Annotated in this window: 19 protein-coding genes; 6 read left to right on the top strand and 13 right to left on the bottom strand. The window is 37.8% G+C overall.

Annotation, left to right across the window (positions count from 1 at the left end; all coding sequences use genetic code 11):
* Nucleotide 1: 1 nt before the first annotated feature.
* The 3 genes from ACZZZC_RS07415 to ACZZZC_RS07405 are packed head-to-tail and all read left to right on the top strand — an operon-like array spanning nucleotide 2 to nucleotide 4,054.
* A complete protein-coding gene (locus tag ACZZZC_RS07415) occupies nucleotides 2–1,333 on the top strand; it encodes a DUF4876 domain-containing protein (protein ID WP_463486875.1) in 1,332 nt (443 codons plus the stop codon).
* A 20-nt stretch (nucleotides 1,334–1,353) separates the two neighbouring features.
* Nucleotides 1,354–2,910, top strand: a complete 1,557-nt coding sequence (locus tag ACZZZC_RS07410; RefSeq protein ID WP_463486874.1) for a DUF6850 family outer membrane beta-barrel protein — start codon at nucleotides 1,354–1,356, stop codon at nucleotides 2,908–2,910.
* Nucleotides 2,911–2,914: 4 nt separating this feature from the next.
* A complete protein-coding gene (locus tag ACZZZC_RS07405; RefSeq protein ID WP_463486873.1) occupies nucleotides 2,915–4,054 on the top strand; it encodes a cytochrome-c peroxidase in 1,140 nt (379 codons plus the stop codon).
* Nucleotides 4,055–4,663: 609 nt separating this feature from the next.
* Here the strand turns inward: ACZZZC_RS07405 and murI are convergent.
* The 13 genes from murI to ubiE form a co-directional block, all read right to left on the bottom strand.
* Complete coding sequence (gene murI / locus ACZZZC_RS07400; RefSeq protein WP_463486872.1) at nucleotides 4,664–5,482, bottom strand: glutamate racemase; 819 nt, start codon at nucleotides 5,480–5,482, stop codon at nucleotides 4,664–4,666.
* A 142-nt stretch (nucleotides 5,483–5,624) separates the two neighbouring features.
* Nucleotides 5,625–6,203 carry an OmpH/Skp family outer membrane protein gene (locus ACZZZC_RS07395; RefSeq protein WP_056851820.1) on the bottom strand — a complete coding sequence of 193 codons (579 nt, stop codon included), beginning with the start codon at nucleotides 6,201–6,203 and terminating at the stop codon, nucleotides 5,625–5,627.
* A gap of 61 nt (nucleotides 6,204–6,264) precedes the next feature.
* On the bottom strand, nucleotides 6,265–6,795 hold the full coding sequence (locus tag ACZZZC_RS07390) for an OmpH/Skp family outer membrane protein (RefSeq protein WP_056851821.1): 531 nt from the start codon (nucleotides 6,793–6,795) through the stop codon (nucleotides 6,265–6,267).
* 99 nt (nucleotides 6,796–6,894) lie between these two features.
* A complete protein-coding gene (gene bamA / locus ACZZZC_RS07385) occupies nucleotides 6,895–9,438 on the bottom strand; it encodes an outer membrane protein assembly factor BamA (protein WP_463488229.1) in 2,544 nt (847 codons plus the stop codon).
* A gap of 153 nt (nucleotides 9,439–9,591) precedes the next feature.
* Nucleotides 9,592–10,332, bottom strand: coding sequence for an isoprenyl transferase (locus tag ACZZZC_RS07380; RefSeq protein ID WP_463486871.1), 741 nt, complete (start codon nucleotides 10,330–10,332; stop codon nucleotides 9,592–9,594).
* Between the two features lie 19 nt (nucleotides 10,333–10,351).
* Nucleotides 10,352–11,155, bottom strand: a complete 804-nt coding sequence (gene porG, locus ACZZZC_RS07375) for a type IX secretion system protein PorG (RefSeq protein WP_463486870.1) — start codon at nucleotides 11,153–11,155, stop codon at nucleotides 10,352–10,354.
* Between the two features lie 2 nt (nucleotides 11,156–11,157).
* Complete coding sequence (locus ACZZZC_RS07370) at nucleotides 11,158–12,039, bottom strand: NAD kinase (RefSeq protein ID WP_463486869.1); 882 nt, start codon at nucleotides 12,037–12,039, stop codon at nucleotides 11,158–11,160.
* 7 nt (nucleotides 12,040–12,046) lie between these two features.
* Nucleotides 12,047–12,709 carry a CBS domain-containing protein gene (locus tag ACZZZC_RS07365; RefSeq protein WP_463485489.1) on the bottom strand — a complete coding sequence of 221 codons (663 nt, stop codon included), beginning with the start codon at nucleotides 12,707–12,709 and terminating at the stop codon, nucleotides 12,047–12,049.
* Nucleotides 12,709–13,473 (bottom strand): alpha/beta fold hydrolase, encoded by a 765-nt coding sequence (locus ACZZZC_RS07360; RefSeq protein WP_463486868.1) that lies wholly within the window; start codon nucleotides 13,471–13,473, stop codon nucleotides 12,709–12,711. Before ACZZZC_RS07360 ends, ACZZZC_RS07365 begins: the two co-directional genes overlap by 1 nt.
* Nucleotides 13,474–13,668: 195 nt before the next feature.
* Nucleotides 13,669–14,115 carry a GatB/YqeY domain-containing protein gene (locus ACZZZC_RS07355; RefSeq protein WP_463486867.1) on the bottom strand — a complete coding sequence of 149 codons (447 nt, stop codon included), beginning with the start codon at nucleotides 14,113–14,115 and terminating at the stop codon, nucleotides 13,669–13,671.
* Between the two features lie 120 nt (nucleotides 14,116–14,235).
* Nucleotides 14,236–14,994 (bottom strand): SDR family oxidoreductase, encoded by a 759-nt coding sequence (locus ACZZZC_RS07350; RefSeq protein WP_265800927.1) that lies wholly within the window; start codon nucleotides 14,992–14,994, stop codon nucleotides 14,236–14,238.
* A 93-nt stretch (nucleotides 14,995–15,087) separates the two neighbouring features.
* Nucleotides 15,088–15,885: a type IX secretion/gliding motility protein PorT/SprT gene (gene porT, locus ACZZZC_RS07345; RefSeq protein ID WP_463486866.1), complete on the bottom strand. Its 798-nt coding sequence runs from the start codon at nucleotides 15,883–15,885 to the stop codon at nucleotides 15,088–15,090.
* Nucleotides 15,882–16,613 carry a bifunctional demethylmenaquinone methyltransferase/2-methoxy-6-polyprenyl-1,4-benzoquinol methylase UbiE gene (gene ubiE / locus ACZZZC_RS07340; RefSeq protein ID WP_056851830.1) on the bottom strand — a complete coding sequence of 244 codons (732 nt, stop codon included), beginning with the start codon at nucleotides 16,611–16,613 and terminating at the stop codon, nucleotides 15,882–15,884. The genes porT and ubiE overlap by 4 nt, the downstream gene beginning before the upstream one ends.
* Nucleotides 16,614–16,863: 250 nt before the next feature.
* Here ubiE and yihA point away from each other — a divergent pair, with 250 nt between their 5' ends.
* The 3 genes from yihA (at nucleotide 16,864) to ACZZZC_RS07325 (ending at nucleotide 20,204) form a co-directional block, all read left to right on the top strand.
* Nucleotides 16,864–17,487: a ribosome biogenesis GTP-binding protein YihA/YsxC gene (gene yihA / locus ACZZZC_RS07335; RefSeq protein WP_056851831.1), complete on the top strand. Its 624-nt coding sequence runs from the start codon at nucleotides 16,864–16,866 to the stop codon at nucleotides 17,485–17,487.
* A 61-nt stretch (nucleotides 17,488–17,548) separates the two neighbouring features.
* Nucleotides 17,549–18,406 carry a UbiA-like polyprenyltransferase gene (locus ACZZZC_RS07330; RefSeq protein ID WP_463486865.1) on the top strand — a complete coding sequence of 286 codons (858 nt, stop codon included), beginning with the start codon at nucleotides 17,549–17,551 and terminating at the stop codon, nucleotides 18,404–18,406.
* A gap of 91 nt (nucleotides 18,407–18,497) precedes the next feature.
* Nucleotides 18,498–20,204, top strand: a complete 1,707-nt coding sequence (locus ACZZZC_RS07325; RefSeq protein ID WP_463486864.1) for a M3 family oligoendopeptidase — start codon at nucleotides 18,498–18,500, stop codon at nucleotides 20,202–20,204.
* Nucleotides 20,205–20,759: the final 555 nt, after the last annotated feature.

Here is a 20,759-nt window from a genome sequence, read left to right as displayed (position 1 = left end):
GATGAAAAAAATAATCACTATTATTTCATGTATCTCATTGCTGCTAATCGCATGCAAAAAATACCAAGGCGATATTCCTGAAATTCATCCTGTTAAATTTCAGATACTTACCTCTTATGCTTCGCAGGATTTAGGGAAATTATTGCCAAAATCAAAAATTGAAGTAACGATCAAAAACACAAAAAACAATGTACTTCAAAAATATACCACCAGCAACGATGGTACGGTGCTGTTAGATTCGATTTCTCCTGGTGTTTATGATATTTCAGCAATGATAAAAATATCTGCTACCGATTATACAGCACTTACTGGAGAAAGCGTAGACAAAGAAGTTGTATTTAATGCATCAGAAAAATCAAGAACAATTACTATAGAGGATAATCAAAATATATCACTAAAATTAATTTCTGGATCTACAGGTCCCTGGGTAATCAAGCAAATTTATTATGCTGGCTCGAATACTACTACTGGAGCATCATTCCGTGATCAATTTATAGAAATATACAACAATTCTGATTCAGTTCTTTTTGCGGATAGTTTGTACATCGCTGAAGCGCTAGGCATTCAAAACTTCACCTCAACAAACATTTACAGGCAAAATAATAATCAGTATGATTGGTCAAAAGCACAAGGTATGCCAAGCGATATCGACGCGAATAATTCATACATCTACACAAGAGCACTTTTAATGATCCCAGGGAATGGTAGCCAATATCCTGTTAAACCTGGCGAAAGCATTGTATTAGCACAAACTGCCTTAAACCACAAAGCTCCTTTTACAGGGACAGACGGAAAAACAATCACAGCAAGAGATCCATCGCTAACCATTGATTTGAGCGGTGCAGATTTTGAAGCTTATTATGCCCCGTTTTTACCTAAACCCTTAGCCTCGGATATAGATAATCCAAGTGTTCCGAATGTCGATGTACTATCATACAGCGGGACGGATCTGATATTTGACAATCCAGGAAGAATGGGATATGTTATTTTCAAGAACAAGGGAACTACTGAGATTAAGAAATTGCCTCAATACTCTTTTCCAACTATTGCGCCACCACAAGCCAATGCCGATAAATATTATCAAATTCCAATCGACTTTATTATAGATGGGGTCGAAATTCAGCCTAGTAGCGCCGCTTCTAGGGTTCCAAAAAAATTGGGTGCTTCTATAGATGCGCTTTATACTTATGCTCCTAATGGTGCTTATTCTTCCCAATCCGTTATACGAAAAACAGAGACGACAGTAAATGGAAGAAGGATTTTAAAAGACACGAATAACTCCGCTGAAGATTTTGACTATTTCCCACTCGCAATCCCTCGTGAATTTAAATAAGCAGCTAACAGAAAAAAGAAATGAAGAACACCTTTTTATACGCACTTTTATTTTTTGGCACTTTATCTACTGCGTTTGGACAAAAGCAGGATTCGATAATGGTAGGCATGCGCAATAAATTATTTTCAGTTGACTCGTCATTATTCAGCAGTTACACATTTGCAAAGTCAAGTCCGTTCTATATTAAAAAACTAATGCCTAAAACTTTTAACACTTTAACTGTTGGTCAAGGTTTTGAACAAGGACATTTAATGAAATCTCAGGATGCGACTAAACTTTCAAACACATTTTTGAGTACCGAAGGAGTTTCACAGCTAAACTCTATCACGGTCTGGGGACAATTTTCCTATAATAGAATCATAGAAGATAGCACACGTTTTTCTCATCAAACGCGTAATAATATTGCTAATCCATATTATTTTGGCTCTTTAAAAAATGTAAGTTATCAGAGATCGATTTACAAATTAAAGGCCTTCGCCAATAAAAATATATTGAATGATAAGCTACATATTGGGCTAGGAGCTGATTATAGGATCGGCGATCATTACTCAACAAACGACCCAAGAGGGAATGTAAACGATTACCAATTAAATTTAGTTGGGACGATTGGCTACAATATCACAAAAGCACTATCTATTGGCGCTGCATACCGCTTTGGGTATGGTCTTGAAAAAGTAAACGTAGCATATAAAAATGCCAGTCTTAATCAAGGAAGAGTGAGTCCAGAGTTTACCAACTACCTAATCAATGGTTATGGAGAAGCTGGAGAATATAATGAAGCCAGAACTGTTCAAAATAATCAAAACAGAAATGGAATTGATGTATATCTAACTTATGAATCAACAAGTATTGGTAGCTTTAACCTGAACTACCAAACATCCAAAGAAAAACAACAATTTGATTACAGAGCCTCTGATGGAATAACAAGCTTCATAAACTTTAACCTGGTAAAAGAAAGTTATCGCCTGTTTTGGTTAAAAGAACTATCTGAAGGCGGAATAAGTGTAGATTTAAATTACATTACTAACAAAGGAGATAACTATCTTAATAATTATTTGGCAAACAGCTACCTGTTCAACAACAATCTCATCTCAGCTGCTGGAGTTTACACCATCAAGAAAAACAACCTCATACACAACATTGGTTTAAGCTTAAATAAATACGAAGAACGTAGACAGGATGGCTTAGCCGGAAATGATATCCGTTTTAATCAATTGAATTATGCTTTAAGCTACGGCTTTAATCACAATGGTAAAAACAATCATAACTGGGGAATCAGTATATCTGCTTTATATAATCATTACCTTGATTCTGATTTTAAAGTACTGCTTGCCAATGAAGGTATCTTCACAAGAACTGTAATCTATCATGACTATTCCTATAACACAACCTCAAAATTTGGAGGAAATTTTACCGCCGACTATAGCATCCCCATGTTTCGACAAGTCCAAACTGGGATTAAGGTGGGACTTAGTTACTGGAAAAGGGATGATTTAAAAGATTTCGGACGTGTCTTAGCAAGCGCCCCCGGCAAAGACCGCTTTTCTTCCAATATCAGCTTAAATCTGTATTTTTAGCCTTATGAATAAAGTTTTCCTCACGCTTGCCCTAATCTTTACCGGATTAATCCTACTATCATTTCAATCAACAAATTTCAACGATGATGAGGAACTGAGCATAGATAGCTTGCGCAAAGTTTATTCAAAACCTACAGATCAATGGCCAAAGCCGACTGTAGATAAAGGAGCTGTTTTTCAAGAATTGGGAGAACTTCCGCCCTCTCCCGTCGATTTAAAAAATGATTCCGTTAAAAAGGTTGTTGAACTGGGTAAAATCCTATTTTTCGATCCTCGTTTATCCGGTTCCAATCAAATTTCCTGCTCGAGCTGCCATGCACCAGATTTACATTGGTCTGATGGCCGTCAGGTTTCTGTTGGACATGATCATTTAACAAACATCCGTAATGCGCCCTCTTTAGAAAACGTATGGTTTTACAAACGTTTGTTTTGGGATGGACGAGCAGCGAGTTTGGAAGAACAGGCAGAAAGCCCGGTGGCGGCACATAATGAGATGCACCAGGATATGAAAACTTTATCCAAAAAGTTGAGCAAAATAAAAGGATATCAACCATTCTTCGTTGATGCTTTTGGATCGAAGACCATCACCAACAAAAGGATATTCGAAAGTCTGGCCACTTTTCAACGCAGCATTGTAAGCAGGAGAACACCATTCGATCGTTTCCTGGCTAGAGATAAGAAGGCATTGACCGATCAACAGTTAGTGGGTTTACATTTATTCCGCACCAAAGCCCGTTGTATTAATTGCCATAATGGTCCGTTATTTACTGATAATGAGTTCCACAACGATGGGTTAACTTATTTCAAACGTAAATATGAAGACTTAGGCTTGTACAATGTAACCAAGAAACCGGAAGATGTAGGTAAATTTAAAACGCCTGGATTGAGAAATGTAATGAAAACCGCACCTTGGTTCCATAATGGTTTATTCCCAGATATGGATGGTGTGATGAACATGTACAATGTGGGCATGCCCGTTCAGAGGGTTCGGGCAGAACAAACAAATGACCCACTATTGCCTAAGAACGATAAGTTGTTAAAAGGCTTAATGTTGAGTAAAGCAGAAAAGGATGCGGTGGTTTCTTTTCTAGAGGCCCTCTCTTCGCCTACAATTTTAACTAGGGTAGAGAAATTGCCGCAGTAATCGGTTTCGAGTTTTTGAGTTACCGGTTGCCAGTTATGAGTTATCAGTTACAAGTCTAGTCGTACAAAAAGTGCATTAATCATTAGCGAGCGTATTAGGATTCCCACCTGCGTGGGAATGACGGAATGGTTAGTGAATTGGCTAAACTCCAGACACAGCCACCAACAATGAACGGTCGTCATCCTCAGCTTGACTGGGGATCTTAAACCGCAAAATAAGCAAACGTAATTTTAACAGCAACGCATTAGGATTCCCACCTGCGTGGGAATGACGGAATGTTTTAATGAATTGGCCAAACTCCAGACACAGCCACTAACAATGAATGGTCGTCATCCTCAGCTTGACTGGGGATCTTAAACCGCAAAACAAGCAAACGTAATTTTAACAGCAAAGCAATAGGATTCCCACCTGCGTAGGAATGACGGAATGGTTAGAGAATTCGCTAAACTCCAGACACAGCCACCAACAACGAACGGTCGTCATCCTCAGCTTGACTGGGGATTCTAATGCCAAAAACAGTCAAAATTAATTTCAACAGTGAGCGCTTTAAGATTCCCATTTGAGTGGGAATGATGGGTGGTTTGTGATGACCTATCTAACGCATAGCATTTACATGCGCCCTGAATTCAATTCCTCACCAAAAAAAATAGAAGCCTGGGCATCAAAAGCCAGCGGATCGCCACTGGTGTAAAAAGACTTAAGTCCGTCTTTACTTAACTTCGTTTCTATCTCAGGATGTCTTCCTAAATAATCAACCAAGCTTTTGGCTACAATTTCTCCCTGAGTTAGAATATTAATGTAGTCAGGCAAAACCATTTTTAACTTTGGCATAAGTAAGGGATAATGTGTGCAAGCCAAAAGAACGCAGTCTATTTCAGCAGACTGTTCCATTAACCGATTACAATATTCGTCGATAAAAAAATCAGCACCAGATTGCAAATGCTCATTGTTTTCTATTAAGGGCACCCACATCGGGCAACTTTGCTGATATACCTTAACCTCTGGAAAAAACTTATTAATCTCTAATAAATAGGATTGCGAATTTACAGTTCCGCGAGTACCCATTACGCCAACATGGCCGCTGGATGTAAAGCTGCCAATAACCTCCGCCGTTGGCCTGATGACACCTAAAACCCTTTTATCTGAATACTTAACAGGTAAATCTTTTTGTTGGATAGTTCTTAAAGCTTTTGCAGAAGCAGTATTACAAGCCAGGATAACCAATTCACAGCCCTGTGCGAAAAGCCATTCTACACATTCGAGGGTATATTTGTAAATCGTATCAAAAGAATGATCACCGTAAGGAGAACGGGCATTATCGCCTAGATAGATATAATTGTAATCGGGCAATTGATCAGCTATCGACCGAAAAACAGTTAAGCCACCATAACCTGAATCGAAAATACCTATAGGCGAACTTTTTTGCATCACCGTAAAGATATTATTTTATTGTTGAAAAGTTGGGAGGTTGGAAAGTTGGATGATGACCAAAAAAAGCGGAACCAAATTACTTTGATTCCGCTTTATATTTTTCACATAACCTAGAGACTCTAGACTTATGACTCAAGACTTATTTCTTAGGAGCTGGTGCTTTAGCTGCAGTAGCAGAAATACCTAATTTAGTTTTAACTGCTGAAGTGATATCATCACCACCTTCCCAGAAAACCAGGTTATTTCCACCTTGTCCGTTTGCGATATCGAAAACGTAAGCCAAACCTTTTTCTTTCGCTACAGCAGAAATTGCAGTAGCTACCTTAGCTTGAATAGGTTGAAATAACTCACCTTGTTTAGTACCAACATCTTGAGATGCTTTAGTACGGGCATCAGTAATGCGTTTTTCTAAATCCTGTAATGCTTGGCCAGCAGCTTGTAATTCTTTACCAACTGATTCTTTATTTGCTTCGCTTAAAGTTTTTTCTTTAGCTTGGGCTGCAGCCAATTGAGTTTGATATTCTTTGATCATCGCATCAATTTCTGCTTGTTTAGTTTTACCCAAAGTTTCTAAGGTAGTTTGAGCCGCTTTAGCTTCAGGAAGATTTGCAAACACATCTTCTGAATTAATGTGACCTAATTTTTGTTGCGCACTTGCCATATTCGCTGTAAACATTAACCCTGCTGCTACAAAGAATACGTTAATTAACTTTCTCATCGTTCTATTTTACTTTTTTATTTTTTTTGTTTGTTTTCTAAAATCTAAGGGGGCGAATATACTAATTTTTTCCAGCCCCTGGCTTGTAACCTAATTTCACAATTACATCATTACTAACATCGTAGCTGCTGCTTGCATAAATCATCATGGTTGCTTCACTGCTTTTGTCAAAAATGAAATCAAGATATTTAGCCTTCGCAATCTGTTTAATTACATCAGAAACTTTCTCTTGAATTGGCTTGATCAATTTTGCTCTGCTTTGAAAAAGCTCACCATCTGGTCCGAATTTTTGGCGCTGAAACTCTTTCGCCTGTTTTTCTTTCTCAATGATTTCGTTTTCGCGGCGTTTGCGCATATCATCAGTTAACAATACCTGATCTGCCTGATAGGCTTTGTACATCCGGTCGATTTCAGAAAAATTCTGGTCAACTTGTTGTTGCCATTGTTTAGATGCTACTTCTAATTGGCTTAATGCAGACTTATATTCTGGCATCTGTTTCAAAATATACTCGGTGTCTACATAAGCAAACTTTTGGGCATAAGCGCCAAAGGTTGTGCATAATAAAAATGCGATAAAAAGATACTTCTTCATTTGTGTGTGTATTTAATGATTCGTTATAACCTAAGCTTTTAATAAACTCAACTTAAGGCGTTTTATTACATATTTAGTTAAATTTTTATACTTTATCAATTAAAATCCACCTAATTGTTGTGCGATACTGAAGTGGAACTGGCCTTTGTTCGAATCAGGTAATCCTGGAATCGCATCAAAACCGTAACCATAATCAATGCCCAATAAACCAAATATCGGTAGAAAGATTCTCGCACCCACACCAACTGATCTTCTCACGTTGAAAGGATTAAAATCACTAAACTTATTCCAGGTGTTACCACCTTCGGCAAAAGCCAATACGAAAGCAGTAGCTTGTTGACTTGCAATAACTGGATAACGTGCCTCTAAAACATACTTGGTGTAAATCGGACTACCAGATTGTTGTGCAATACGAGGATCTGAACCTACTGGAATAACTGTATTGTTTGCATAACCACGCATCGCGATTAGTTCTGAGCCTTGTAAGAAATCAAATCCTTGCATACCATCACCACCTAATTTGAAACGCTCAAACGCTGATTGACCTACTGCACTGTTGTATTGGCCCAAGAAACCGAACTGTGCCTGTGCTTTAATTACTAAATTACCTGCAACACGTTGGTACCATTGCGAATCAAATTTCCACTTGTGGTATTCAGTAAAGCGATATTTCTCTTTATCAGGTGCGGTTGCATAATTCACTTTATTAAATAATGAATATGGAGGCGTTGCCTGAATAGTGAAACGAATAAATGAACCCGATTTAGGGAAAATTGGCGAATCTCTTGAGTCACGGCTGATTTCTTGAGATAAGTTTAAATTGTAAGAAGTACCCGAAGTAAATAAATAACCTGGGTAGTTACTTAAAATATACTGCTGTAAGTTAACGGCATGGCTCAACTGGAAATAATTATCCGGCCAGTTTAATCTTCTACCCAAACTCACGGTAACACCATTTAAACGGATTTTCTGGAATTGAGAGTTGTCTGAATTTAAACCGTTTGACTGTAGTGAGGTAAAAGCACTTACACCAAAACTTACTGGTTTTTCTCCACCAAACCATGGCTGAGAGAAAGAGAAGCTATAAGATTGATAGTATTTACCATTCGTTTGTCCACGTAAACTTAGTTTTTGTCCATCTCCTTTTGGAAGTGGTTTATAAGCTTTCAGGTTGAACAAGTTTCTTAATGAGAAGTTATTGAAAGTTAAACCCAGTGTACCGATAATACGTCCACCACCAAAACCACCTGATAACTCAATCTGATCTGAAGGTTTCTCCTCTACTGCATACTCAATATCAACTGTTCCATCTGCAGGATTCGGACGAGGAGTTGGAACTGTCTTCGATTCATCGAAGTTACCTAACTGACCAATCTCACGAATGGTACGAATTAAATCACTTTTATTAAATTTTTGCCCTGGCTTGGTACGAATCTCCCGTAACACAACCTTATCATTGGTAATCGTGTTCCCTTTTAAAGTGATTCTATTGTTGGTGTATTGCGGCCCTTCATACATACGCATTTCTACGTCAACCGTATCGCCATAAATTTTGGTTTGTACAGGATCAATATTGAAAGTTAAATAGCCATTATCGGTGTACATGCTGTTGATGTCGCCACCATTTTCACCACCACCGTTTAATTTCTTGTTTAACCTTTCTTCACTGAATACATCACCTTTCTCAATGGTTAAAACTTTATTTAAAATACTATCAGGATAGATGGCATTTCCAGCCCAGGTAATATTACCGAAGTAATATTTCTTTCCTTCATATAAATCCATTTTAATATTTACCCTTTTCTTATTGTATTGGTAAATGCTATCTTTCAGTAATTCAGCATCACGGTATCCTTTTTCATGCATCTTACCAATCATCTTCACTTTATTCTCTTCATATTTTTCTTTAGAGAATTTTCCTGAACCCCAAAAACGCCACCATGCAAATTGCTTAGGATTTTTTAAGTACTTTCTAAGCTTAGCAGCTTTAAAATCTTTGTTTCCGGTAAATTCGATACGTTGAACTTTTACACGGCTACCTTTATTAATATTAGCTTCCAATACCACGCTATTTTCAGCATTTGGGTCTTTACGCGTTTTGTAATCTATTGTAGTGAAAAAATATCCTTTATCTAACATGTACTTCTTTACAATAGCCGAAGTAGTGTTGTATAAGTTGTCGTTTACAATTTTCCCGGTTTTATCATTAAGTTTTTCCTGAATAGCCGTTTTTTGCGATTTACTGATTCCCTTTAAATCGATTGAACTTAAACGAGGACGTTCAACCACTTCGATTTCGAAATACACAGAATCCTGAACAAATTTTTCGATATTAATTTTAACATCATCAAACAATCCCTGCGCCCAAAGCGTTTTAATGGCATCAGAAGTAGCCTCACCAGGAAGGGTAACTTTATCTCCCCTTGTTAATTTTGATAAGGTGATTAATACATCTTTATCGAGATATTGTGTTCCTGTAACGGTTGTACCACCAATGATATATTCTTTTGGACTAAAATAATCGAGATCTAAGCCTCCAACTTTTAAAGATGGGGTTGCTGGCGCCTTACCTGTCGGACGTATTTGCGCAAAGGCTGGAGCAGCTAAAATGACTAGGATTAAAACTTGAAATATTCTTTTCATTAAAATAATTTGTTCAGTAATGGCCACGAAGGTAACAATGTTTTTTTTAGCAAAATTTACATTTGCCATGTTTCCCTTATTATGGTTTCATTTATCGTATAAAAGTGGTGCTAAGTTAGTTTAAACGCTTGTTAAAAAGTGTTAAAAGAAAAATTAGTTCAATTGTTCGCTAATTTTTCCGAAACGGCGTTCGCGTTTTTGATAGTCAACAATAGCCTCAAAGAGATCTTGTCTTCTAAAATCTGGCCACAAAACATCAGTGAAATAAAACTCCGTATAAGCCATTTGCCAAAGCAAATAATTACTTATCCGATGTTCGCCACTTGTTCTGATCATTAACTCCGGGTCAGGAATATTTACGGTTGTAAGTTTCGATGAAAAGAGATCCTCATCGATATCATCCATTGAGATTGTATTATCTTTTACGGCCTCAGCAATTTTTCTAGCCGCCTCAACAATTTCCCATTTTGCACTATAGCTAAGCGCCAGCGTCAAGGTACATTTTTCGTTGTGGGCGGTTTTATCCATTGCTTCTTTCAAATCATCAATACACTCTTGTGGTAGTGATGATATGTTGCCGATAGCATTAAGCTTAACTTTATTTTTGTTGAGCGTTTCGGTTTCTCTGTTAATTGTCGAGATCAGAATTTGCATCAAAGCATCAACCTCTTCCTTCGGACGATTCCAGTTTTCAGTAGAAAAAGCATAAAGAGTTAAGTATTCAATACCTACTTCAACACAGCCTTCTACAATATCTTTTACAGAAAGTACACCTTGCTCATGCCCAAAAACACGTACCTTTCCCTGGCCTTTTGCCCATCTTCCATTCCCATCCATGATAACGGCAATGTGCTTTGGCAGGCGGCTATAGTCTATTTGTTCTTTAAAATCCATTAATTAAGTCAAAATCAGCTTAAAACGAGTAGCATTTTGAGGATACAAAGGTAAAAGATATGCCAACACTAACAAATAGATAAGTGTCCCTTTTTCTAAAATCTCCTCTTTGGGTTCCTGCAACACCAATCTGACCGATAGATGGATCGGATAAATTGATGCGGTTTCCATCTGAACCAACAAATACCTGTTTATCGCTATCCGGATACCTTCCACTAACGTCGTCAATATAGTCAGTCAACGGCGTTCTATAGCCTAACTCGGTGAAAACACTCCAGGTATCTTTATAATTGTATCGTAAACCCACACCATAAGGAATGGTTAAAACGGCATTTTTATATCCATTCTCCTGTCCTTCCGTAGCCAGTCTATCCAAACGATAGGTTTCACCGTCGTATTTAACTTTTGGTTTAAATACCACAAAACCAGCACCGGCAAATAAGTAAGGTGTAAATTGACGGGTTCCACCACCCAAATTATAATTAAAAAAATTGAAATCGATCAGCGCACTTAATTCGTTTAAGGAAGTATTAAAACTTAAGTTCCTTTCTCTGAACTGTGCATTGTTTGATTGTGAATCTTTAGCCTGAATTTGGCCATAAGTATAGTTTAATCTTACTCCTAAGTATTGATTGAAGTTTTTCTTTCCATAAACTCCGGCCGAAATACCACTCACTTTTAAAGGATGGTTCTGATTAAGATCACCCATGTATCCTGCGCCACCGCCCATCAGCCCTATTTCCCAATTGCCCTCTTGAGCAAAAGATATTTTTCCTCCGGTAATAAGAAATAAGATGATGATTAGGAGTTTATTTAGCGTCATACTTAGTAGTTACGGGTATCTATGCCCCATAATAATTTATTCCTTAACGTGTTTAAGTAGGTTTCATTGTTAAGACGAATAAGATTTATGCAAAAGTCGGCTTTTTTTATGGATATTTTAACTGAACGCTCAACCGTTACGGTTCTACTATCACACGAAACCAAAAATTTAGATTCTCTGGCCTCCACTTCAAAGGACAATTTATTATCATCAGGAAGCACTACTGGCCGCACATTTAGATTGTGGGGTGCAATAGGCGTAACCACGAAATTTTCTGAATCTGGATAAATAATTGGTCCACCGCAGCTTAGCGAGTATGCCGTGGAACCCGTTGGAGTGGCAATAATTAAACCGTCGGCCCAGTACGAATTGATAAATTCATCATTCATTGATGCATGAATAATCATCATAGCCGAATTGTCTCGCCTGTGGATGGTGATGTCGTTCAGCGCAAAATTTTCTTCACCAAATAATCCATTATCCGATTCTAAAACCAAAAGTGAACGCGTATCTAAGCTATATTCTTTATTTACCAATGCGTTAAGCGCCGATTCAATTTCGTTTTTATTGATACTGGCCAAAAAGCCCAAACGACCAAAATTGATCCCGATAACAGGAATATTCGAGTCGCGAATTAACGAAAGGGTATCAAGCAAAGTTCCATCCCCACCTAAACTTAAAAGCACATCTGCATGATCTTTAAGTTCCTTATGATTATGAAAAATCACCGTATTGGCTGGCAACTTAATTTTACCGTGAAGCGATGTTTTAAACTTAGAATATAAAACGGCTTGAATATTATGAGTGGCCAGAAAATTAAAAACCTCTTGCACATAGGGTAAAACTGTATCGTTAAAATCCCTCCCGTAAATTGCGATCCTCATAAAATATTTAAACGTTTAGATAGTTCATGAAAGAATCATAACGTTCCTGAGAACCATCGTCAATTTGTGTGTTGTTGTAAACTTCCTTCACCAGGTAATCGTACCTTTCAAAAGAAGCCACAAGCGATGTAATTTCTGTTTTATTAACTTTTAAAGTGACTTCCATACGAGTGGAATCATCAAAAGTATTGACATAAGACGATAAGATCTGAGCATTATCAGCTTCGACAATTTGTGAGATATGTGCCAAAGAATTATCCCGGTTACTGATTTCCAACACAATAATTCCGCCCGGCTCATTAACAGCATACTGTTCAGCCACGGCATCAACCATGTTGTTAATAGAAATTAAGCCCAGGTAGTTTTTTTGCTGATCGACAACCGGTACAGCGGTTAGTTTTAGCTGGCTCATCAAACGAATCACATCATAAGTGTGTGCGTCGCTTAAGGTAAAAACGTTTAAAAAATTAACGCCAGAATCCGTCAAAATTGTATCGTGCTTGCTGATGTTTAATAAATCATCTTCGGAAACTAAACCCAATAAAGAAGCTTCGCTAAGAACTGGCATGTGCTTCACTTTAAATTCGTTCATACGATCTAAAGCTTTTTGCACCGTGTCATCAGCTCTTAATGATGGGATAGCATTCGATATGATTTCTTCAGCAAACATTATTTAAGTAAAATTCTATCTAAAAATTTCTCCAGATAACCATTAAATATCTCCGGATGCTCCATCATAGGGGCATGACCGCACTTATCAACCCAGTTCAATTCAGAATTAGGCAACAATTGATGGAATTCTTCTGCCACTTCTGGCGGTGTAACTTTATCATTCTTTCCCCAAATCAATGAAACAGGGATGGTTATTTTAGAAAGTTCCTTGGCCATATTGTGGCGAATTGCCGACTTAGCCATGGTTAAAATTCTAATCACCCGAGATCGGTCGTTGACGGTTTTAAACACATCATCAACCAGGTCCTTTGTTGCCGTTGCTGGATCGTAAAAAGTAAATTCTACCTTTTCTTTTATATAATCATAACTTTCACGACGTGGGAATGAACCTCCGAAAGCGTTTTCGTATAAGCCAGAGCTACCTGTTAAAACCAAAGCCTTAACAAATTCCTGATGCGCCACTGTAAAAACCAAACCTACGTGACCCCCTAAGGAATTACCCACCAAAACCACTTGATTTAATCCTTTAAATTTTAGAAAACGATGTAAGTACCTCGAAAGTGCTTTAACGCCTAAAGTTAAAATTGGCAAATCGTAAATAGGTAGAATGGGAATAATTACATGATAACGATCTTTAAATTGCTCTATAACACGCTCCCAGTTACTCAATTCGCCCATTAAACCATGCAGCAATACCAACTTTTCGCCTTTTCCAGCTTCAATGTATTTAAATCCGTCTTCTTCAATTATCTGGTATGTCATATATATTATAGGTGGTATTGTGCACTAAGTTAGTAGAGTAAAATTAAATTTTCGCATTTCTATGCCATTTTTCTGAAATAAAACCAATAACGGTATAAAAACCTTCGTTAAAGTATAAAGATGCAACTATCAAGTATCAAGATGGTTGCTAGATTCATTTTACTTTTGTCTTTTACCTTTAGTCGTTAAGCTTAACTACGCGAGCTTCTCTTTTACAATTTCAGCTATTAATTTACCATCTGCCTTACCTGCAAGTTCTTTATTGGCCAAACCCATCACCCTCCCCATATCTTTAACCGATGTGGCACCAGATTGTTTGATCACGTTTTCGATAATCACTGCAACCTCAGCCCTATCTAACTGCTGTGGCAAAAATTGGTTAATTACCGCAATTTCTTCCTCCTCTACCTGAAACAAATCTTCACGATTTTGTTGCTTGTAAATATCAGCCGACTCACGGCGTTGCTTGATTAGCTTTTGAAGAATTTTCAGTTCCGTTTCTTCGGTAATCTCTTCTGACGAACCTTTTTCGGTTTTAGCCAACAGTAAAGCCGCTTTAATTGCCCTTAATCCTCTTAGTTGAGCATTATCTTTAGCCAGCATGGCTTTTTTTATTTCTTGATCTATGGTATTTGATATCATTTTTTCTGTTATGAATTATGGGGTACCTGTAATGGGTAATGAGTTGTGGGTTACCTGTTTGAGCTACCTTTTAAACACCTAAACTGCAAACTCGCAACCGGTAACTGGCAACCCACTACTTTAATTTCTATTGATAATCGTTGCCGTAGCCTGTACAGTTGGCATAATCAGCATATCGTTTATATTTACATGTTTCGGGCGACTTACTACGTACCAAATCGCATCTGCTATATCATCGGCGATAAGTGGTTCCAGGTTTTCGTACACTTTTTTAGCCCTGTCTTCATCTCCTTTAAATCGTACCACCGAAAATTCAGTTTCCACCATACCTGGATTAATTTCAGTCACCTTAATTCCATGAGGCAAAAGATCGATCCGCATACCTTTACTTAATGCATCAACAGCATGTTTGCTGGCACAATATACGTTTCCGTTTGGATAAACTTCCTTTCCAGCAATTGAACCGATATTAATGATATGGCCTGATTGATTTGGAATCATCCAGTTAGAAACAATTTTGGTAACATACAGCAATCCTTTAACATTGGTATCAATCATGGTATCCCAATCATTGGTATCTCCCTTATCAATCGGATCCAAGCCCTGGCTTAAACCAGCATTGTTAACTAATACATCAACATTTTTCCAATCTGCAGGTAAATTTTCCAACACGGTTGATAAACTTTCCTTGTCACGAACATCAGCCAAAACCTGCTTAATTTCGATGGCATATTTATCAGCCAAATGATGCGAAAGTTTCGCCAAACGATCTTCGCGACGGGCAAGTAAAATTAAGTGATAACCTTGTTGGGCGAAGGTGTGCGCACAAGCTTCGCCAATACCAGAAGTTGCGCCTGTAATTAATGCAATTTTAGACATGTTTACGAATAATTTAGCTTCAGTTTAACCAGGAGCATTGCTGCAATTGGTTTTATTAACGCAGGCAAAGGTAAGTTTTTTTGAATTGTACGGCTATTGAAAAATTAAACTGAACGTTAATTGACGTAATTTTAACTTATCAATCGGATTAGCAAAAGCAGTATCGTCGTGCTGAAGCAAATCATTGGTTGAGTAGGCCACCTTAATTTCGGGCGACATTTTGAAGTACTCGAAATACAAGTCGAAACCTATTCCAGTTTCATAGGATAGATAATTGCGTTGATTTTTCAGCAACTTGTTTATCGGTGTTTCGCCTTCATCGAAGAATTTCTTTTTCGAAGCAATATCAATCGAATATTTAGCACCGCCCAACCAGTAAGCCCTAAAGTTGTTCATGCGGTTCGATTTAACTTTTATACCTATCGGAAACTCGAACATGGTTGCCTGAACCTTCTTATCGATTAAGGTTTGATAATTTTTCGTTTGGCCATTGCCGAGATCAATGGGATCTAATGGTAAGTACTCATACGTCACCACACGATCACTAAAAATCAATGATGGAGTTGCACGAATATCAAAATTCTCTGCCAAGCGCCTGTTCATCACAAAACCTAACCCAAAGCCCTGCGAAGGTGGACTTGAAATAGCATTTAAGGAATTTGTAACCGGCAAACCCGAATTCGGATCATAAGACACGCCCAAAGAATTTGGCACTTCGTAAAAAGGCGCCCGCCAGTTTTCTTTTTTAAGAATTTTGTATTCTGCAGAAATATATTGAAAATTAAACCCAAAGCTCCAATCCTCATCATCAATTCCCCCACCCCAGTTCTGAGCCAGGCAAGCTGTAGAAATTGTGAATAACGAAAAGATGAGGCTTAATTTTTTTATCATTTAGTACCGACGTAGATTGAACTTATTCCAAACGTTAAAATTCTTTGTTTGGTACTTTTGAAACCAACTTTTTCCATAAGGGTTGTAAAATCACTTCCATCAGGAAAAGCGGCTACAGATTCGGGTAAATAAGTGTAAGCTCTGGCATCTTTCGAAAACAACTTTCCGAAGAAGGGTGTAACATGAAGGAAGTAAAAATTATACAGTTGCTTTACTGGAAAAACACGGGGTTTTGAAAATTCTAAAATGACCATTTTGCCGTTGGGTTTTAAAACCCTGTACATATCTGTTAAACCTTTTTCGAGGTTTTCGAAATTACGAACGCCGTATGCGCAGGTAATGGCATCGAAAGTATTGTCTTCAAAATGCAGGCCTTCCGAATCGCCTAACTGAACGGTAAAAGTTTCGTTTAAGCTGCGCTCGTTTATCTTTTTCTTAGCCACATCTAGCATTCCCTCAGAAATATCTACACCAATCACTTTCTCAGGATGAAGTTTTTTAATTGCTTCGAAAGCAAAATCACCCGTTCCTGTGGCTACATCCAGTAAATTTCTCGGTTGAATGGATACCAATTCTTTAATTGCTTTTTTACGCCACAGTACATCAATCCCTAAAGAAAGAAAATGGTTCAAAAAATCGTAGGTACCCGAAATATTGTTAAACATAGTTGCAACCTGCTCTTTCTTGGTTGCGTCTTCTACTTGATAAGGAGTGATATTCTGATTCATGGTATGGGGCAAAGATAGGGAAAAAGTCCGAAGTCGGGAGTCAATAGTCGGAAGTCCAAAGTATCAAAAGATATCAAAAGCGATAAAAAGATAAATTTAAACCAAAGGTGGATTACAGATGACTTTAAATGCAGTTTTGGAGAGCAGATAGACTATATGCTTGAGCGAATTTTACAATATCAAGAGATTGCAGATTTAGACTAAAGGCTTCGGACTTCGGACTTCCGACTCAAAACCCTACCTTTGCAATATGGTTATCAAAACGGCAACATTTGTTTGCAGCAACACCCAGATTTCGGCTTTACCTATACCAACAATGCCAGAGTATGCATTTATTGGCCGGTCAAATGTGGGCAAATCTTCTTTAATTAACATGTTGGTTAATCAACATGGACTAGCAAAAACCTCTCAGCGACCAGGAAAAACGCAACTGATTAATCATTTTCTAATTAATGAGAAATGGTACATTGTCGATTTGCCGGGTTACGGCTATGCAAAGGTTTCTAAAACCAGTAGAGAAAAGTGGGAGAAATTCATTCGTGCATATATTACCAAAAGAGAAAGCTTACAGTGTGTTTTCGTATTGATAGACAGCCGGCTAGAACCACAACAGATTGACATTGAGTTTTGCTATTGGTTGGGCGAAAAACAAATTCCATTTTCGTTGATTTTCACTAAGGCAGATAAACAAGGCATGACCACCACTCAAAAAAACGTAGCTGCTTTTAAGAAAAAGTTAGGTGAATTTTTTGAAGAAATCCCTGCAACCTTTATTACGTCAGCCGAAAAAGGAAACGGAAAAGATGAAGTTTTAAATTTCATCACAGAGGTGAATCAAGATTTTGTGGTTCCATCAGACTATAAAAAGTTTTAAGCATTTCGTCGTTTTCAAAGAAGCTTGAAATCTTAACATAACAATATTCGTATATCAGTAAATGAAAAAATACTTTTCACTCGTATTATTCGCTCACTCGGTTTTTGCTTTACCGTTTGCAATGATTGGGTTCTTCCTGGGCGTTACCACTACCGAAAATCCTTTTTCTTGGTATAAATTAATTTTGGTACTGCTTTGTATGGTTTTCGCCAGAAATGCTGCAATGGCGTTTAACCGCTATTTGGATAGAAACATTGATGCCAAAAACCCACGAACCAAAATGCGGGATATTCCAGCGGGAAAAGTGTCTGCTAACGAGGCATTAATTTTCGTAATTGCAAACTGCGTATTTTTTGCCGTTACCACCTACTTTATCAATCCGCTTTGCTTCTATCTATCGCCTGTGGCGCTTTTCGTTGTGTTATTTTACAGCTACACCAAAAGATTTACCGCATTGTGTCACCTTGTTTTAGGCTTAGGTTTATCGCTGGCCCCTATTGGCGCCTATATTGCAGTAACCGGGCATTTTGCTTTGGTACCGGTGTTATACTCTTTGACGGTTCTGTTTTGGGTAAGTGGATTTGATATTATTTATGCCTTACAGGATGAAGATTTCGACCGTGAAGAAAAATTACATTCTATTCCATCTGCACTTGGCATAAAAAATGCACTTAATGTGTCGGTTTTATTGCATGTACTCTCTGCAATCTGTGTGATCCTACCAGTATTTTTTACCGAATTTAGCTGGGTTTATTATGTTGGGATCATATTTTTCTGTTCGATGTTGATTTATCAGCACCTGCTGGTAAAACCAAATGATATTAGTAAAGTAAACAGAGCGTTTCAAACTTTAAACGGATATGCATCAGTGGTGTTTGCTATTTGCTTTTTAATCGACGCTTACATCAGGACCAAATAACAATAAATGATAGAATGAATGAGTTTTGAATGATAGAATGTTCTGCAATATACTATCAATCACTCATCCAAAATTCAATAATTACTAAAATATGATTATAGAAAAAAAAATCAGAACATATATTCCTCAGGATTTAGCCATCACTTGGGAAAGCTTAGCACCGCTTTTTACCGAACTACAAAACTGCGAAATTAACAATGTAGATGAGTTGGAACAGTGGTTAAAAGATCGCTCCGAACTGGAGGCCGCTTTGGAAGAAGATTTCGCCTGGCGATACATAAAGATGAGTTGTGATACGGCAAATGAAGAGTTAGTTAAAAACTTCCAGTATTTCGCAGAGGAAATTGAACCCAAAATTTCTCCTTTATCAAATGAATTGAATAAGAAGTTTGTCGATAGTCCTTTTATGGATGATCTAGACAAAGAAAAGTTCTTCGTTTATAGCAGAGCGATTAAAAAAGCTTTGGAAATTTATAGAGAGGAAAACATCGAACTTTTTACTCAATTGCAAGTTAAACAACAGAAATATCAAGGCATTACTGGTGCCATGAGTGTTGAAATTAATGGGCAGGAATATACACTGGAACAGGCTTCCATTTTTATAAAGGATTTAAATCGCGAGGTCCGGGAGAATGCATGGAAAACCATTCAACAGCGCCGGTTAATCGATAAGGACGATTTAAACATCCTGTTTGATGAACTGATTAAATTGCGTAACCAGGTTGCTTTGAATGCTGGCTTTGCAAACTATCGCGATTATATGTTTCAGGCTTTGGGCCGTTTTGATTATACACCACAAGATTGCTACGATTTTGCCAATGCGATTGAAAAGGAAATCGTTCCTATCTTAAAGGAACAAGCCGAAAAACGCCGTGAGGCTTTGGGTTTAGATACGCTAAGACCTTGGGATATGGAGGTTAGTGTAAGCGGGAAACCTGCATTGAAACCTTTTAACAACGGCGCTGAATTGATTGATAAAAGTATCGCCTGTTTTAACGCCATTGATGAAAAGTTGGGCACCAAGCTAGCTACAATGAAAGCCAATAATCTTTTTGATGTAGAAAGCAGAAAAGGTAAAGCGCCAGGTGGATACAACTATCCTTTGGCGGAAACCGGTGCACCATTTATCTTTATGAATTCGGCTAACTCGCTTCGCGATTTAACCACCATGGTTCATGAAGGTGGCCACGCCATCCATACTTTTCTAACGGCAAACTTAGAATTAAATGATTTTAAGCATTGCCCATCTGAAGTTGCTGAACTGGCATCAATGAGTATGGAATTGATTTCAATGGATAATTGGAATGTTTATTTCGATAATGAGGAAGATTTGATTCGTGCCAAAAAGGAGCAATTGGCTGATGTTTTAAAAACATTGCCATGGGTGGCGGTAATCGATCAGTTTCAGCATTGGATTTACACCAACCCTAATCATACTGCGGCTGATCGTGAAGAGACTTTCAAGCAAATATACAACCGTTTTGGTGCAGGCTTCGCCGATTGGACAGACCTGGATCAACAATTTGGTAATGTTTGGCAGAAACAGTTGCACTTATTTGAGGTTCCGTTTTACTATATTGAATATGCTATTGCGCAGTTAGGTGCGATTGCAGTTTGGAAAAACTATAAGGAAAATCCTAAAAAAGCGCTAGAACAGTATTTGGCAGCACTTTCTCTAGGTTATACCAAACCAATGAATGAGATTTATGAAACGGCAGGAATCAAGTTCGATTTTAGTGCAGAATATGTTAAAGAGTTGGCTGCTTTTGTAAAAGAAGAGCTAGAGAAATTAGGATAGATTGAGGTTTAGGGTTTAGGGTTTAGGGTTTAGGGTTTAGGGTTTAGGGTTTAGGGACAGGTCTTTAAACCTAAATTAGTTTTAAATAAAAGAAAGTCGCAGTGTTTGCTGCGACTATTTTTTTGATGTTGGTTGATTAAGCGACCGCCATCCTGATTCTAGTCGTAGCGTCTCGCTACGAATCTTCAAGGCAAAAATCTGCGAAATCTCCGTAATCTGCGGGAAAAAATTAATCGCAAGGAATGGCCAGCTGATTATAGTTTTAGCGTCTCACTAAGACGCTATAGCAAACTAAAATAGATCTCCCGCTGATCTCACAGATTTCCGCAGAGCAAATTTTTAACAGCGAAATTTTAGTCGTAGCGGTTCGTTTAAGCTTTGCAAAAACAAAAAATCTGCGAAATCTCCGTAATCTGCGGGAAAAAATTCATCGCAAGGAATGGCAAGCTGATTATAGTTCTAGCATTTCGCTAAAACGCTATAGAAAACGTAAAATAGATATCCCGCTGATCTCACAGATTGACGCAGAGCAACTTGTTAATAGCCAAACTTTAA

Source organism: Pedobacter sp. AC212 (assembly GCF_979258625.1).
The sequence above is the reverse complement of the archived record's forward strand: the minus strand, read 5'-3'. Positions and strand labels throughout refer to the sequence as shown.